Raw genomic sequence first — 15,565 nt, 5'->3', positions numbered from 1 at the left:
GGCACGTCTGCCGCCCGGGGTCGGCCTCTCCTCCCCAGGCCTCGTGCGGAACGACCTTCACCACCGAGCGACCGACGGCCCGCTCCCCCGAGCCTGGGAGGAGCAAGGCTCGCTCGCATGTCGACACGCGCCCTATTCCTGCCGATCGCGGTGGCGACCGCCGCGGTCGCACTCATCCTCACCGCCGATGCGTCGTCGGCCGAGACGCCCGACCTCTCGACCCTCGGATGGCGTTGGCCGGTCGACACCGTCCAGGTCGTCGAACCCTTCGCCGCCCCCGCGCACGCCTACGGCCCGGGCCATCGCGGGATCGATCTGGTACTGCACGGGGCTGCCGTGCTCGCACCGGCCGGAGGGACCATCGCTTTCGCCGGGCCGGTGGCCGGGCGCGGGGTGGTGACTATCGATCACGGTGGGGGCCTGGTCACGACGCTCGAGCCGGTCGAGCCCCGGGCGACCGTCGGCACCGTCGTCCATGGCGGCGACGTCGTGGCCGCTCAGAGCGAGGGCGGGCACACCCCGTCGGGGGTGCTCCATTTCGGCGTGCGCCTCGACGGGAACTACATCAACCCGCTGCTGCTGCTCGGAGGCGTGCCGCGCGCGGTGCTCCTCCCGTGCTGCTGATCACCCGATCCGGTTGCGCTGTCCGTCTACCGAGACGTTCGACACCGGAGCGGTGACCGTGTTGTCGTTGCCCGAGACGACCACGTCTGCGCCGCCGCCCGGCGCGGTGACCGCGTTGCGATCGCCGCGGATCGTCAGCGCACCGACCGAGGACACCTCCAGCGACGTGTCGTTGCCGTCGATCGTCGTGTCGCCGATCGTCTCGGCGGCGAGGGTGATGCGGTCTCCCGCGATCGCCACCGCGTCCACGCTCGCTCCCCGGGCATCGACGGTCACCGCGTTCCCCTCGATGCGAACGAGCGGGCACTGCCCGGTCAGCACCACGGTTCGATCGCTCGCGGTGATGGTCTGCTCCTGACCGCCGCAGTCGTCCGCGTCTTCGGGCGACGGCGACGGGGACGAAGACGATGTCGCCGAGGTGGACGGTGCGCCGGATGCGGATGAAGAGGCAGACGCGGACGGGGAGGCAGAGGCGGCCGGTGCGCCGTCGGAAGGAAGACGCGTGACGACGGGCTGCGGCGCCGCGGAGCATCCGGCCACGAGGATCGCACTCACGAGGGCGAAGGCGGCGGCGACGGAGCGGGCTCGAGTGCGCATTGCACCACCGTAGCGCCGGGTGTCGGTTCAGGCGCGGGGGTGGGCGAGTTGGTACGTGGCGGCCAGTCGTTCACTCGAGACGTGGGTGTAGATCTGGGTGGTTCCCAGACTCGCGTGACCGAGGATCTCCTGGACGGCTCGAAGGTCGGCGCCGCCGTCGAGCAGGTGGGTGGCTGCGGAGTGACGGAGGGCGTGAGGTCCGACGCTGCCCCCCACGAGCGGCGCGAGTGTGCGCGAGACGAGGTCGTACACGCTGCGGACGCCCATTCGACCGCCCCGCGCCCCGAGCAGGAGTGCTCTGCCGGCGGTCGTCGCGCGAGAGGCGAGCACCGGACGACCGCGGACGAGATACGCGTCGACGGCGCGCCCCGCGGGAGCGCCGAACGGCACGACGCGCTCTTTCGACCCCTTACCGAGCACACGCGCGGTGCGACGGTCATGGTCGACGTCGTCGACATCGAGTCCGCAGAGTTCCGAGACCCGCATCCCCGCCCCGTAGAGCAGCTCGAGGATCGCGTGGTCGCGGAGCGCGATCGCGTCGCCCTCGGCGGCGACACCCGCCATCGCATCGAGGGTCTCGCGCAGTGCGTCGGCCGTCGCGACCCGAGGAAGGGTTCGACCGCGCTTGGGCGTCACCAGACGCAGTGTCGGATCGACCGAGATCAGCCCCTGCTCGGCCGCCCAGGCGAAGAATCCGCGCACGGTGGCCGTTCGCCGCGCGATCGTCGACCGCGCCGAGCCGGCCTGGGTCGCCGACCACAGCCACGAGCGGACCTCCTCGAGGTCGATGCGATCGAGGTCGACGCGACCGACATGAGATCGGAGGTCGGCGAGATCGGAACGGTAGGCGCGGACCGTGGCGGGAGAGAGTCGGCGCACCTCCGCCAGCTGACGGAGGTAGGCCTCCACCGCGCGCTCCCATTCCATGTGCCCAGCATGCCTCTCGTCGCGGGCGCCGCGGCGTGCCGCGTCGGCGCGTCATCGGGTGGAGGGTGCTCGGCGCCACCCGTCCGCTCGCTCGATGGCCTGCCCCGCCAGCTCGGCGAGGGCGATCAACCCTGCCACGTCGTGAGGTGCGATGCCGCTGCGCCGAGCGATCTCGTCGGCGCTGCGCGACTGTCGCGTGCTCATCGCGTCGAGCACACGGGTCATCTCGTCGGTGCGGGTTTCGTCGAACGACAGGGTGGGCGCGTCGCTCAGGCCGAGCATCTCGCGCACGTCGCCGGCGCACGTGACGAGCGCACCGTCGAAGTCACGGATGACGCGATGGCACCCCGCCGACGACGCACTCGTGATCGCTCCGGGAACCGCCCCGAGGGGCCGGCCGAGGGCGGCCGCATGCGCGGCGGTGTTCAGCGAACCGCTGCGCACCCCCGCCTCGACGACGACCGTCGCGTCGGCCAGCGACGCTATGAGCCTGTTCCTGGCGAGGAAGCGCCATTTCGTGGGTGGAGTGCCGCACGGGGTCTCCGCGAGCACCGCGCCGGAGCGGGCCGTCGCCTCGATCAACGCGGTATGACCCGAGGGGTAGGGCCGATCCACTCCCCCGGCCAGCAGAGCCACCGTTCGCCCGCCGACGTGAAGTGCAGCGCGATGCGCGACGCCGTCGATGCCGTACGCGGCACCGGAGACGATCGTGATCCCCGCCGATGCGAGTTCCGCCGCGAGTTCGCCCGCCACGTGCTCGCCGTAGGCGGTCGCCGCGCGTGCCCCCACGATGGCGACCGTTCGCCGGTCGTCGGCGACGAGCGCGGCATCGCCCCGCGACCACAGCACGAACGGCGCGTGCACGCCGAGGTCGGCGAGACGGCCGGGCCACCCGACGTCGCCGGGGAGGATCAGACGGGCACCCGTCCGCCGCGCGGACTCGACGGCCGCTCGCACCGCTGTCGCGTCGCCGCGGGGTCTCCACCGGGCGATGCCCTTCGCCAGGTCGGACGCATCGACCCCGTCCATGGTCAACGACCGACCCGCAACGAGACGCCTCAGAGCTTCGGCCGCGCCCCATTCCTCCACGATTCGGCCGGCCACTCCGTCGCCGGGCTCGACGACGACGCTCCAGACCACACGAGCGAAGGCCTCCACGAGCGTCGCCTCCGCCACGTCGACCTCGCGCACGCCCGCCAGCGCCGCCCGGGCGGCGGCGGCGGTCACCTCGATCCGTGTCACGCCGGCACCCCTTTCTTGAGGTAGAGCGCGCGACCGACGTCGCCGACGTCGATGGCCCCGCGCCCCGCCAGATCGGCCAACGACCACGCCACGCGCAGCACGCGGTCGTAGCCTCGCAGCGTCAGCATCCCCCGATGCAACGCCGCGTCGATCGGGCGCCTCACCACCGGGGCCGGGGCCAGCGGCCCCTGTCGCAACCACGAGCCGGGCACCTCGGCATTGCGCCGCCACGGGGTGTCCCGCAGCCGGAGGGCCGCCCTCGCCCGGGCTTCGCCCACCTTCTCGCGTGCGGCGGAGGTCGTCATCGACCCGCCGAGCGACGGATCGTTGCGGGCGACGGCCACTCGCCGCATCGACAACTCGATGTCGATGCGATCGAGCAGCGGCCCCGACAGTCGCGAGAAGTAGCGTCGGATGGCGTGCGGCGGGCAGACGCACTCCGCACCGGGCACGGCGAAGTTCCCGCACGGACAGGGGTTCGTGGCGACGACCAACTGGAACCGGGCGGGATACGCGGCCGTGATTCCGGAGCGGTGGATGACGATCGACCCCGACTCCAGAGGCTGCCGCAGCGCGTCGAGAGCGCTCGAGGCGAACTCCCCCGCCTCGTCCAGGAACAGGACGCCTTCACTCGCCCGGGCGATCGCGCCGGGACGGACGATCCTGGACCCGCCGCCGACCAGTGCGGCGATGCTCGCGCTGTGATGCGGAGCCTCGAAGGGGGGCACCTTCGAGAGCCGGGTCACGGGCTCACCCGACAGCGATCGCACCGAACCGACCGCCAGCGCGGCAGACTCGTCGAGCGGAGGCAGGATGCCGGGGAGCCGCTGAGCGAGCATCGTCTTGCCTGCGCCGGGCGGACCGCTCATGAGCAGATGGTGGCCTCCCGCCGCGGCGACGAGCAGCGCGTCGATCGCCTCGCGCTGGCCGATGACGTCGGCGAGCTCCGGCACCTCGTCGGTGGAGACCTCCTCGCGGGCGAGTACCACCGGCTCCACCGGGGGGATGTCGACGTCGAGCCCGTGCCACCGTACGACCTCGGCGAGACAGCTCGCGCCGCATACCTCGATCCCGTCCACGAGCTCGGCCTCCGCGAGGTTCGCGCGAGGCACGACCGCACGACGGATACCCGCGCGCGCCGCCGCCGCGACCGCGGGGAGAACGCCCGGCACCGGACGCAGACGCCCGTCGAGACCGAGCTCGCCCAGATGTACGGTCGACGCGACGCCCGCCGCATCCATCTCGCGCTCGGTCGCGAGCGCCGCGACCGCGATGGCGACGTCGAAGCCGGATCCCTGTTTCGGCAGGCTGGCGGGCGAGAGGTTGACGGTGAGGCGCCGTCGTGGAAGCGCCAGCCCCCTGTTCACGCACGCGTTGTGCACGCGTTGCACGGCCTCGCCGAGCGACTTGTCGGGGAGGCCGATGATCACGAACTTCGGCGTCTGCTCCGACAGGTCTGCCTCGACCTCGACGATCGCTCCTTCGAGGCCGTTGAGCGCCACCGACAGAGTGCGTGCCACACTCACAGCGCGTCTTCCAGGTGCTCGAGCACACCCGTCGCGGGGTCGGCCCCGGTGATCGCGATCGCGTCGAGGCGAAGCCTGCGCCCCCGGGCCTCCCGCGGGTGCGCCGCGATCCACGCTGCCGCGAGACGCCAGAGCCGCGCGGCCTTACGCTCGTCGATGGCCTCGAGGGGGTGACCGAACGCCAGCGACCGCCGGGTCTTGACCTCGACCACCGCCAGCGTGCTCCCGCGGACGGCGACGATGTCGACCTCCCCCTGAGAACACCGCCAATTGCGGTCGATGATCCGGTATCCGAGGGTGATCAGGTGGTCGGCGGCGCGCTGTTCACCCGCGCGCCCGACGTCGTCCTTGGCTGCCATGCCCCCATGGTGCGCGGGGCCGGGCGGTCAGACCGGGCGCTTCGCACGAGCTGTGAACTCCGCGCGTGATCCACGTCCTGTGGAGGAACGGATGCGGCGGCATCAGCTGTCGAGCGAGAGCTCCTCGGGCAGCTGGAAGTCCCGTCGCGAAAGCTCCTCGACGTTGACGTCCTTGAACGTGAGCACACGCACCGACTTCACGAACCGGTCGGCCCGGTAGATGTCCCAGACCCAGACGTCGGTCATCGAGATCTCGAAATAGAAGTCGTGCTCGGTGTCGCGACGGACGACGTTCACCTCGTTCGCGAGGTAGAAGCGCCGCTCGGTCTCGATCACGTACTGGAACTGCGAGACAACGTCGCGGTACTCCCGGTAAAGGGCGAGTTCGAGTTCGCGGTCGTAGTCCTCGAAAACATCGTCATCCATGGTTGCTCCATCCTACGGGCGCGCGCGTGCGCCCGGCACAGCCGGTGTCAGAAGAGCGTCGGTGCGTCGGTGATGGCCCAGGAATGCCGGTGATGGGCGCTCAGCCCGTTGGCGGATATGGCCTCGCGGTGATCGAGGCTCGCGTAGCCCTTGTTCCTCGCCCAGTTGTACGCGGGCAGGTCGTCGTGCAGCGTCACCATCAGCGCATCCCGCGCGACCTTCGCGATCACGGAGGCGGCGGCAGCGCTGGCGCAGTCGCGGTCGGCCTTGATGATCGGCGTCACGCGCAGCCCCTGGGCGCCGGCGGGGGTGATGTAGTCGTAGTTGCCGTCGAGGATCACGATCGCCGTCTCGGGCACGACCCCGTGCGCCCGCAGGTCGGCCAGCGCCCGGACGGCGGCGAGGCCGAGCGCCGCCATGATCCCGATCTCGTCGATCTCGACCGAGCTCGCCCACCCGACCGCGCTCTCCGACACCCACGATGCCGCGCGAGCGGCGACGTCGGCACGCCGGGGTTCAGGAACCAGCTTGGAGTCACGCAGCCCCGCGGGGATGCGTTTGCGCGACAGAGCGGGATCGACGACCGCAGCACCCACGGCGACAGGACCCGCGAGGGCCCCGCGCCCGACCTCGTCGCAGGCGATTACCAGGGGGTAGTCCTTGAGCAGCCGACGCTCCAGCGTCAGACGCGGCTCGACGACGGTCACGACGTCATCCCCGACAGGAGCGTCACGGCGCGGCCTCCGGCGCGGGCACCCCCGCGAACACCTCGTGGTGGAAGTCGATCAGCCCGAAGCGGTCAAAGGGCCAGGTGATGAGGAACGCGCGTCCGACGACGTTGTCCACGGGCACGAACCCGCCCCCGGGCTGATCCTGGTGGAAGCGGGAGTCCTGCGAGTTGTCGCGGTTGTCGCCCATCACCCAGATCGAGCCCTCGGGCACGGTCACGTCGTACTCGCGCACGTCGGGCGCCGTCTTGCCAGGAAGAAGATTGAGGTAGGCGGTCTCGTCGATCGCCTGCCCGTTGACCGTCGTCTGTCCGAGAGCATTGCAGCAGACCACGTGGTCGCCGCCGACGCCGATGATGCGCTTGATGAGGTGCTCATCGCTGTCGGGAGCCGCGAGGCCGACGAGGGAGAGCACCCACTCCACGCTCTCGGTGAAGGGCGAGACAGGCGCCTGGGGCGCCTTCTCCAGCCAGCCGCCGGGATCGCGGAAGACGACGACGTCGCCGCGGTCGTAGCCGCCGAAGCGCGGCGTGATCTCGTCGACGAGGATGCGGTCGTTCTCGATCAGCGTCTGATTCATCGACGCCGACGGGATGTAGAACGACCGAACGAGGAAGGTCTTGACGAGGAACGACACCAGCAGCGCGATCAGGACGATGACCACGACGTCTCGAAGGAACGTCAGCCACCCGCGACGGGGCTTGTCCTCCGCCAGGACGGGGGCCGATTCGTCGGCGGGGGCGGCCTGGTCACTGCTCATGGGATGCCTCACTCGGCTCGCCGCCGTTCGGGAACCGCACACACAAGGTTCGCACACGCTCCGCCGCCCGCGGTGCACCGGGCCGCCCATCTCGACCGATGTCGGACGGGGTACGACGAACGCCCCGGGCATCAGCCCGGGGCGTTCGAGAGAGGCGACTCAGCGAGCGTCGCGCTTCTCCTTGATCTTGGCCTTCTTGCCGCGGAGGTTGCGGAGGTAGTAGAGCTTCGCGCGACGAACGTCACCGCGCGTGACGACCTCGATGTGGTCGATCACCGGGCTGTGCACGGGGAAGGTGCGCTCGACGCCCACCTGGAAGCTGATCTTCCGGACCGTGAAGGTCTCGCGGACGCCGTCACCGGAGCGGCCGAGCACGACGCCCTGGAAGACCTGGATACGGGAGCGGTTGCCCTCCGTGATGTTGACGTGGACCTTCACGTTGTCGCCGGGGGCGAAGGTCGGGATGTCGGTGCGGAGCGAAGCCGCGTCGACTGCGTCGAGGATCTGCATGATCGTCTCTTCCTGCGGCCGCCACAGGTCGACGGCATGATGTGTTCAAGAATGGGATGACGCGTCCGTGCCGCGAATGCGGCGGGTTCCCCTGTGGCAGAACCGGTCAGGACACAAACGTCTATTCTGCCACGGATGCGGCAGCGGTCCAAAACCCTACGACTGGTGGGGCCGCTCCTCGAGAACGACGACCGTCGGATCGGCTCTCGGGGTGGACGAAGAACGCGTCGGCGGGATGTACCCGGTGCCATCGGCGGTGCGCAGGAGCATGACCGATGCCCGGCTCTCACGCCAGAGCTGCGTGATGCTCACCCAGAAGACGCCCACCGCCGCGACAATCGCCAGGACGAGCGACAGAGCGAACCACGACGAGAAGAATCCCGTGGCGATGATCAGCGCGTGCCAGACCGAGAACGCCAGGACGTCCCACCACGACACGGCGCGTTCCGCACGAACGCTCCCGCGCGCGCGGACGAGCAGCGCGAGCACGGTCTGACCGACCAAGACCGACGGGGCGGCGATGAACAGCACCCAGAGGAAGGCGAGTCCGCCCGCCTGGAACACACCCCACCCGACGAGGAGCCAGAGGGGCAGCACCACGGCAGCCGGGAAGAGGCAGTGGAAGTACAGCCGTCGGAGCCACATGCTTCGATGCTACGCGGCGGTCTCGGCGTCTCTGCCGTTGCAGGGCGAGCCCGAAGCATCCTCTCGGATTCGCGCCGTCGTGAATAGGTCGGAGGGCCCTGTCGCGGAAGAATGGGGCGGGTGAAAGGACACTCATGATCGAACTGCGCACCCCCGCCGAGATCGACGCCATGCGCCCGGCGGGTCGCTTCGTCGCCGAGACGCTCGCCGCACTCCGGGAGGACACCACGGTCGGCACGAACCTCCTCACCATCGATCGCCGCGCGCACGAGCTGATCCGGCGTGCGGGCGCGGAGTCCTGCTACATCGACTACCACCCCTCGTTCGGCGCGAGCCCGTTCGGGAAAGTCATCTGCACGTCCATCAACGATGCCGTGCTGCATGGTCTCCCCCACGACTACGCCCTCCGCGACGGCGACCTCGTCTCGCTCGACTTCGCCGTCTCGGTGGATGGGTGGGTCGCCGATTCGGCCCTCTCGTTCGTCGTCGGAACCCCGCGCGACGAGGACCTCGCCCTCATCGACACCACCGAGCGCGCCCTCGCCGCCGCCATCGACGCGGCTGTGGTGGGCCAGAAGATCGGCGACATCTCCTCGGCGATCGCCGCCGTCGCCCACGCCGACGGCTACTCGATCAACACCGACTTCGGCGGCCACGGTGTCGGTCGGGTCATGCACGGCGATCCGCACGTGCCCAACGACGGCAAGGCCGGACGCGGGTACCCGCTGCGCGAGGGGCTGGTCGTCGCGCTCGAACCGTGGTTCCTCGCCACCACCGACAAGCTCGTCACCGACGCCGACGGCTGGACGCTCCGCAGTGCCGACGGTTCGCGCGGCGCGCATGCCGAGCACACCGTGGCCATGACGTCCGCAGGCCCGATCGTGTTGACCGACCGCTCGTTCCTCGGCGTCGACTGACGCGCGGAAGACTACTCGGGCAGCAGGTCGGGACGACGCTCGCGCGTGCGCTCGACCTGCTGCTCGCGACGCCACGCGGCGATCGCCCCGTGATTGCCGCTGAGAAGGATCGGCGGCACCTCTCGCTCGCGCCAGGAAGCGGGCTTCGTGTACGACGGGTACTCCAGCAGGCCGTCCTCGTGCGATTCCTCGACCAGGCTGGCCGGGTTGCCGACGACACCCGGCACGAGACGGCCGATGGCCTCGATCATCGCCATCGACGCCACCTCTCCCCCGTTGAGCACGTAGTCGCCGAGGCTCACCAGCCGCACGCGGCCGATCGTCGCCGCGTACGAGAACACGCGCTCGTCGATGCCCTCGTAGCGGCCGCAGCCGAACATGAGGTGGGACTCCTGGGCGAGCTCGCGCGCCGTGGCCTGGGTGAAGACCTCGCCGGCGGGCGAGGGGAAGATGATGACCGGATGCTGCGCCGCGGGGTCGTCGCCGGCATCCGTCACGATCGTGTCCAGGGCGGCACCCCAGGGCTCGGGCTTCATCACCATGCCGGCGCCGCCGCCGTAGGGCGTGTCGTCCACCGTCCGGTGACGATCGTGCGCCCAGGAACGCAGGTCGTGCACCCGGACGTCGAGGATGCCCGCACCGCGGGCCTTGCCGAGGAGAGATACCTCGAGGGCGTCGAAGAAGGCCGGGAAGATGGTGACGACGTCGATGCGCACGTCAGCGGTCCGTGTCGTCGCCCTCGGAGGACTCTGTCGCGGCCGGCTCCACGACGTCCGCCCTACCGGCGGCCGTCTCCGATTCGTCCGACTCGAGCTCCTCGAACAGACCCGCCGGAGGGGTCACGATGACGCGCCCCGCGGAGATGTCGACCTCGGGCACGATGGCCTTGACGAAGGGGACGAGGATCTCGTCGTCGGCGGCGCCCGCGGGGCGCACGGCCAGCAGATCCTGCGAGGGAAGGTGGTCGACGCGGATCACACGGCCCACGACGGACCCGTCGCGCACGACGTCGAGACCGACCAGCTGGTGGTCGTACCAGGCGTCGTCCTCGACGGGAGCGGACTCGGCGTCCTCGTCGATCCAGAGGATCGCGCGAACCAGCTCTTCGGCTCCGCTGCGGTCGTCGACACCCTCGAAGAAGGCGACGGGGTGGCTGTTCATCCAGCGGAACTCGCGCACCGTGAGGGGCTTGCCGTGCCACGGCGACGACTCGGGAACCTGGAGGGTGAAGGTCGACCCGGGCGCGAAGCGGCCATCGGGATCGTCGGTGTAGAGCTCGATCTTTAAGGCTCCCTTGAGCCCGTGCGCCTTCACGAGGCGCCCCACGCGCAACTGGGTGCGAGCCGGACGCGGGGAGTGCGCGCGGCCTTCTGCGGGCACGTCAGTCATCGGCGACGTCGACCCGCACGCGGCGACCGTCGGCGAGAGCGCCGACGACCGTCCGCAGGGCTTTGGCCGTGCGTCCGCCGCGCCCGATCACGCGACCCCGGTCATCGGGGTGGACGTGCACCTCCAGCACGTCACCGCGAGGCGACGTGGAGGAACGGATGGACACGGCGTCGGGGTGATCGACGATCCCCTTGACGACGTGTTCGAGCGCGGCGGCGAGCAACGGCTTACTCGGAGGCGGACGCCGCGTCGGCGTCGCCCTCAGCGTCGGCCGGGGCCGCGGCGGGCTTGTCGGCCTTGGGCTTGATGACCGACTTCTTCGAGGAGTCGACCTCGAAGGGGACCTTCTCGGCCTTGGTCTTCAGCGTCGACGTCGCGTTCGCGTCACCCTTGAAGGTGCCCCAGTCGCCCGTGATCTTGAGGATGGCGAGCACCTGCGGGCTCGGCTGAGCGCCGACGCCGAGCCAGTACTGCGCACGCTCGGAGTCGACCTCGATGAACGAGGGCTCCTCGGTGGGGTGGTACTTGCCGATCTCTTCGATGACACGGCCGTCGCGCTTGGTGCGCGAGTCGGCGACGACGATGCGGTAGTACGGCGCACGGATCTTGCCTAGGCGCTTGAGACGGATCTTTACAGCCACGATTCTCCTGAATGTGTGGAAAGCGAACGAACCGAACGCCTGGAGAGTGGGGTGCACACCCGGCGGAAGCTCAAATAGGTGGACCGGGAACTGGATAGAGGGTCGAGTACCGGGTCCGACCCTCTATTCTGCCAGATGACGGCGCGTGCCGCGAAACGACGGTTCGCGGATCGCGGGATGTCAGAATGTGGCCATGACGGTGCCCTTCGCGACATCCCCCCGTTCGACGGTCGGGATCGAGTGGGAACTCATGCTCGCCGACGCGGATACGGGCGACCTCGTCCCGCGCGCCCCCGAGATCCTGGATGCGCTGGAGGAGTCCACGGCGCTCGAGCGCTTCACCGTCACGGGCGAGCTCCTGACGAACACCGTCGAGATCACGAGCGGTATCGGCGACACGGTCGCTGCGGCCGTCGACGACGTCGCGGACGCGATCGCCGCCGTGCGGGCCGAGACCGAGCCGCGCCATCTGGAGCTGCTGTGCGCCGGCAGCCACCCCTTCGCGCAGTGGTACGACCAGCAGGTCACCGACAAGACCCGTTACGAGAGCCTCATCGAGCGCACCCAGTGGTGGGGTCGCAACATGATGATCTGGGGCATCCACATCCACGTCGGCGTCGAGGACGTCAACAAGGTGCTGCCCATCATCGGCGCCCTCACGACCTACCTGCCGCATCTGCAGGCGCTCTCGGCCTCCAGTCCGTTCTGGGCGGGTGAGCGCACCGGATACGCATCGAACCGCGCACTGGTCTTCCAACAGCTCCCGACGGCCGGGCTCCCCTGGCCGCTCGACGATTGGGCGCAGTTCGAGGGCTATCTCGACGACATGGCGCGCACCGGCGTGATGGCCGACGCCTCCGAGGTGCGGTGGGACATCCGCCCCGCCCCGCGCTGGGGAACGATCGAGGTGCGCGCGTGCGACGGGATGTCGACGCTGCCCGAGCTCGCCGCCGTCGCGTCGCTGGTCCAGGCGCTGGTCGAGCAGTTCTCGCGTGATCTCGACGAAGGGCGGGACCTCCCCCGCATCCAGCCGTGGTTCGCCCGGGAGAACAAGTGGCGAGCGGCCCGCTACGGCCTCGACGCCAGGGTCATCGTCGACTCGGCCGGGCGCGAAGAGCCCGTCGTCGAGCACCTGCACGAGACGATCGATCGGCTGCGCGAGGTAGCGTCCGAGCTCAAGTGCGCACGGGAGTTCGAGGGACTGCAGACGATCCTCGCAACCGGCGGCAGCTCCGCGCGCCAGATCGCGGTCGCCGACGCCGCCGACGGCGATCTCCGTCAGGTCGTGCAGCACCTCATCCGCGAGTTCCGGGGCGGACCCACGCTCCGCGAGCACCTGCTGTCGTCGCTCTAGCGCGCAGCATCCGTCCTTCACCGCGCCGAAAGCAGGAGATGGCGTCGACGGAGGACGATCTGCGGCGGAACGTCCTATCCGCGCGCCGGGTCCTACGTTCGAGACGGCGTATGCGACGCGTCAGCCGCGGCCGAGCATCTTCTGCAGCTCGGCGAGGTCGGCCTCCGACGGAGCGGCGCCCTTCGCACCACCCAGGCCGAACCCCGAGCCCGTCGGGGCGGCGGGGGCGGAGGCGGCGATGCCGGCGTTCTCGGCGGCACGCTTGGCCGGGTTGCCCGACCGCGACCCCTTCGCCTTCTGCTGCTTGCCGCGCTTCGAAGAGGCTCCCGGACGCCCCGCTCCGGGCACCGGACCCATGCCCGGGATGTTGGGCACTCCGCCGCGGGCCATCGTCTTCATCATCTTCGCGGCCTGGTCGAAACGCTGCACGAGCGCGTTCACGTCGGTGACGGTCATGCCCGAACCGCGCGCGATGCGCAGGCGCCGCGAACCGTTGAGCAGCTTGGGGTTGCGCCGCTCGGCGATCGTCATCGAGCGGATGATCGCCTCGGTGCGATCGATCTCGCGCTCGTCGAAGTTCTCCATCTGCTGCTTCATGGAGCCCATACCCGGGAGCATCCCGAGCATCTTCTTCATCGAGCCCATCTTCTTCATCTGCTGCATCTGCTCGAGGAAGTCCTCGAGAGTGAAAGTCGACGTCGCGAGCTTCTCGGCGACCTTCATCGCCTCTTCCTCGTCGAAGGCCGACTGCGCCTGCTCGATGAGGGTCAGGATGTCGCCGAGGTCGAGGATGCGGCTCGCCATGCGATCGGGGTGGAACGGCTCGAGATCGTCGAGGCCCTCGCCGGTCGACGCGTAGATGATCGGACGGCCGGTGACGGAGGCCACCGACAGAGCCGCTCCACCGCGGGCGTCGCCGTCGAGCTTCGACAGCACCACACCGGTGAAGTCCACGCCCTCCTGGAAGGCCTTGGCGGTGTTGACGGCGTCCTGACCGATCATCGCGTCGATGACGAACAGCACCTCGTCGGGATCGGTCGCCTTGCGGATGTTCGAGGCCTGCTTCATCAGCTCGGCGTCGACGCCGAGGCGTCCGGCCGTGTCGATGATGACGACGTCGTGCTGCTGACGCCGCGCGTGCTCCACGCCCGCCTTCGCGACCTTCACCGGATCGCCGACGCCGTTGCCCGGCTCGGGGGCGAAGATCGTCGCACCGGCCTGCTGCGCGACGACCTGCAGCTGGTTGACGGCGTTCGGGCGCTGGAGGTCGGCGGCGACGAGGAGCGGCGTGTGGCCCTCCTTCTCGAGCTGCTTCGCGAGCTTTCCGGCGAAGGTCGTCTTACCCGACCCCTGGAGACCCGCGAGCATGATCACGGTCGGCGGGTTCTTCGCGAACTGCAGGCGACGCTGCTGCCCGCCGAGGATGCCGACGAGCTCCTCGTTGACGATCTGCACGACCTGCTGCGCCGGGTTGAGCGCCTTGTTGACCTCGTCGCCCAGGGCGCGTTCGCGCACGGACGCGGTGAAGTCCTTGACCACGGGCAGCGCGACGTCGGCGTCGAGGAGGGCGCGACGGATCTCGCGCACGGTTCCGTCGACGTCCGCGGGCGTGAGCTTGCCCTTGGTGCGGAGGTTGCGGAACGTCTCTGTAAGACGGTCGGAGAGCGTGCCGAAAGTAGCCATGATCCAACAAGTTTACGCGAGCGGATGCTGCCGACCGGCATGAGTCGGCAGCATCCGGTTCATCGCACCGTGGCCCCGAGCGCCGCTCTCAACTCCGCCTTCGCGCGCTGGTACCGCCCGCGCGCCGTGGAGGATGAGATGCCGACCACCTCGGCCGCCTCAGCGAGCGACATCCGCTCCCAGTGCACCAGCTCGACGAGTTCGCGCAGGTCGGGATCCAGGCGGGTGATCGCGTCGCGCACGTCGGCTCCATGATCCGCTGCCGGAGCGACCGTGTCTTCCCGCACGACGTACGAGCGGATGCGGTCGGCCAGCGCCCACCGCCTCCGCTCGCCGCGGCGGTGGTTCAGCAGCACGCCGCGGGCGAGACCGAACAGCCACATGCGCGCCCGCTCGGGATCGTCGGGCAGATCGTCGACGCGCCGCCACGCCACGACCATCGCCTCACCGAGCAGGTCGGGCGCGTCGTCGTGACCCACACGACGCGAGAGGTAGGAGAGCACATCCACAGAGCATCCCTCCAGAGCCGCCGTCAACCGTCGTGACGCGGCGGTCACGGGGCGACCGGCGCGCACTGGAGATCCTCGTTCGCAGACCAGCCCTCATCGCCCCATCCGAGCGCATCAAACTCGTCGTGGAGCACGTCGGCGAGCGAGACGTCGATCGCCGCCGCGTAAACGTCGTCGTCGGTCGGGCCCGCGCCCGTCGCCGGCACGTCCTCGAGTCGGCCGTCCGCACCGAGCACGACCATCGCTGTGCCGCTATCGCGCGCTCGCACCTGCGCGACGGCGGCCTCTATGTCGATACGGGCGATCGCATCGATCGAGCGGAAGTGCTCAGTGAGCTCGCCGTTCACCGAGGTCGCGACTCGGCCGAACTCGTCCACCGATGTGACCTCCAGTACCTGGACGCGTGCCTCGCACGCGCGCCCGCTCGGCAGCTCGAAGGCGTAGACCACGTCGGCATCCTGCGCCCACGGCGCCCAGTCGAAGACGGTCCCCGCCACGGCGACGCCCGCCCCGCCGACCATCGCTGTCGCCAGAACCGCCCCCAGCGCTACGCGCATTCCCCGTCGACGACGAGGATGGGCCGCCGCCCGGGCGCTCCTCGCCATCGATGCGATCTCCCGGCGTAGCCCCGCGTCCTCCTGCACGCCGCGCGGCGCGGCGGCTGCCAGCATGCGATCGAGCTCAGTGGTGTCCGTGTCCATCTCGTCCTCCTCAGGTCGGTTCATCTA

At 70.0% G+C, this 15,565-nt stretch carries 20 protein-coding genes; 3 read left to right on the top strand and 17 right to left on the bottom strand.

Annotated elements, in window-relative coordinates:
• The first annotated feature begins 117 nt into the window (after positions 1-117).
• Entirely contained in the window at positions 118-624 is a 507-nt protein-coding gene (locus tag DEU34_RS06175) for a murein hydrolase activator EnvC (protein WP_121149257.1), read from the top strand.
• On the opposite strand, the gene DEU34_RS06170 is transcribed toward DEU34_RS06175, so the two are convergent.
• The 10 genes from DEU34_RS06170 to DEU34_RS06125 form a co-directional block, all read right to left on the bottom strand.
• The gene (locus DEU34_RS06170; protein ID WP_121149256.1) at positions 625-1,221 is read right to left on the bottom strand and encodes a DUF3060 domain-containing protein; all 597 of its coding nucleotides are present in this window, start codon (positions 1,219-1,221) and stop codon (positions 625-627) included.
• Between the two features lie 27 nt (positions 1,222-1,248).
• On the bottom strand, positions 1,249-2,148 hold the full coding sequence (locus tag DEU34_RS06165) for a tyrosine recombinase XerC (protein WP_121149255.1): 900 nt from the start codon (positions 2,146-2,148) through the stop codon (positions 1,249-1,251).
• Between the two features lie 51 nt (positions 2,149-2,199).
• Positions 2,200-3,390: a DNA-processing protein DprA gene (dprA, locus tag DEU34_RS06160; protein WP_121149254.1), complete on the bottom strand. Its 1,191-nt coding sequence runs from the start codon at positions 3,388-3,390 to the stop codon at positions 2,200-2,202.
• Complete coding sequence (locus DEU34_RS06155; RefSeq protein ID WP_121149253.1) at positions 3,387-4,916, bottom strand: YifB family Mg chelatase-like AAA ATPase; 1,530 nt, start codon at positions 4,914-4,916, stop codon at positions 3,387-3,389. The genes dprA and DEU34_RS06155 overlap by 4 nt, the downstream gene beginning before the upstream one ends.
• On the bottom strand, positions 4,913-5,275 hold the full coding sequence (locus DEU34_RS06150; protein WP_121149252.1) for a YraN family protein: 363 nt from the start codon (positions 5,273-5,275) through the stop codon (positions 4,913-4,915). Before DEU34_RS06150 ends, DEU34_RS06155 begins: the two co-directional genes overlap by 4 nt.
• Before the next feature lie 102 nt (positions 5,276-5,377).
• Positions 5,378-5,701 (bottom strand): DUF2469 family protein, encoded by a 324-nt coding sequence (locus DEU34_RS06145; RefSeq protein ID WP_121149251.1) that lies wholly within the window; start codon positions 5,699-5,701, stop codon positions 5,378-5,380.
• Between the two features lie 47 nt (positions 5,702-5,748).
• A complete protein-coding gene (locus DEU34_RS06140; protein ID WP_121149250.1) occupies positions 5,749-6,408 on the bottom strand; it encodes a ribonuclease HII in 660 nt (219 codons plus the stop codon).
• A 22-nt stretch (positions 6,409-6,430) separates the two neighbouring features.
• Positions 6,431-7,189: a signal peptidase I gene (gene lepB / locus DEU34_RS06135; RefSeq protein WP_121149249.1), complete on the bottom strand. Its 759-nt coding sequence runs from the start codon at positions 7,187-7,189 to the stop codon at positions 6,431-6,433.
• Between the two features lie 159 nt (positions 7,190-7,348).
• A complete protein-coding gene (gene rplS / locus DEU34_RS06130) occupies positions 7,349-7,699 on the bottom strand; it encodes a 50S ribosomal protein L19 (protein ID WP_121149248.1) in 351 nt (116 codons plus the stop codon).
• 156 nt (positions 7,700-7,855) lie between these two features.
• Positions 7,856-8,344, bottom strand: a complete 489-nt coding sequence (locus DEU34_RS06125) for an MFS transporter permease (protein ID WP_121149247.1) — start codon at positions 8,342-8,344, stop codon at positions 7,856-7,858.
• 134 nt (positions 8,345-8,478) lie between these two features.
• On the opposite strand from DEU34_RS06125, the gene map reads away from it, so the two are divergent.
• Positions 8,479-9,261 (top strand): type I methionyl aminopeptidase, encoded by a 783-nt coding sequence (map, locus tag DEU34_RS06120; protein ID WP_121149246.1) that lies wholly within the window; start codon positions 8,479-8,481, stop codon positions 9,259-9,261.
• A gap of 11 nt (positions 9,262-9,272) precedes the next feature.
• On the opposite strand, the gene trmD is transcribed toward map, so the two are convergent.
• Genes trmD through rpsP form a run of 4 tightly spaced genes read right to left on the bottom strand, consistent with a single transcriptional unit; the run spans position 9,273 to position 11,291 of the window.
• Positions 9,273-9,977 carry a tRNA (guanosine(37)-N1)-methyltransferase TrmD gene (gene trmD, locus DEU34_RS06115; RefSeq protein ID WP_121149245.1) on the bottom strand — a complete coding sequence of 235 codons (705 nt, stop codon included), beginning with the start codon at positions 9,975-9,977 and terminating at the stop codon, positions 9,273-9,275.
• A gap of 1 nt (position 9,978) precedes the next feature.
• Complete coding sequence (gene rimM, locus DEU34_RS06110; protein ID WP_121149244.1) at positions 9,979-10,650, bottom strand: ribosome maturation factor RimM; 672 nt, start codon at positions 10,648-10,650, stop codon at positions 9,979-9,981.
• On the bottom strand, positions 10,643-10,873 hold the full coding sequence (locus DEU34_RS06105) for an RNA-binding protein (protein WP_116646361.1): 231 nt from the start codon (positions 10,871-10,873) through the stop codon (positions 10,643-10,645). Before DEU34_RS06105 ends, rimM begins: the two co-directional genes overlap by 8 nt.
• Before the next feature lie 4 nt (positions 10,874-10,877).
• A complete protein-coding gene (gene rpsP, locus DEU34_RS06100; RefSeq protein ID WP_116646360.1) occupies positions 10,878-11,291 on the bottom strand; it encodes a 30S ribosomal protein S16 in 414 nt (137 codons plus the stop codon).
• A 193-nt stretch (positions 11,292-11,484) separates the two neighbouring features.
• Here rpsP and DEU34_RS06095 point away from each other — a divergent pair, with 193 nt between their 5' ends.
• Positions 11,485-12,645: a glutamate--cysteine ligase gene (locus DEU34_RS06095; protein WP_121149243.1), complete on the top strand. Its 1,161-nt coding sequence runs from the start codon at positions 11,485-11,487 to the stop codon at positions 12,643-12,645.
• A 120-nt stretch (positions 12,646-12,765) separates the two neighbouring features.
• Here the strand turns inward: DEU34_RS06095 and ffh are convergent, their stop codons facing one another.
• The 3 genes from ffh to DEU34_RS06080 are packed head-to-tail and all read right to left on the bottom strand — an operon-like array spanning position 12,766 to position 15,538.
• Complete coding sequence (gene ffh / locus DEU34_RS06090) at positions 12,766-14,328, bottom strand: signal recognition particle protein (RefSeq protein ID WP_116646358.1); 1,563 nt, start codon at positions 14,326-14,328, stop codon at positions 12,766-12,768.
• A 59-nt stretch (positions 14,329-14,387) separates the two neighbouring features.
• Positions 14,388-14,885, bottom strand: coding sequence for an RNA polymerase sigma factor (locus DEU34_RS06085; protein WP_121149757.1), 498 nt, complete (start codon positions 14,883-14,885; stop codon positions 14,388-14,390).
• Complete coding sequence (locus DEU34_RS06080; RefSeq protein ID WP_121149242.1) at positions 14,882-15,538, bottom strand: hypothetical protein; 657 nt, start codon at positions 15,536-15,538, stop codon at positions 14,882-14,884. Before DEU34_RS06080 ends, DEU34_RS06085 begins: the two co-directional genes overlap by 4 nt.
• Positions 15,539-15,565 lie beyond the last annotated feature (27 nt).

This window comes from Microbacterium sp. AG1240 (assembly GCF_003635115.1).
Classification (GTDB): Bacteria; Actinomycetota; Actinomycetes; order Actinomycetales; family Microbacteriaceae; genus Microbacterium.
The sequence above is the reverse complement of the archived record's forward strand: the minus strand, read 5'-3'. Positions and strand labels throughout refer to the sequence as shown.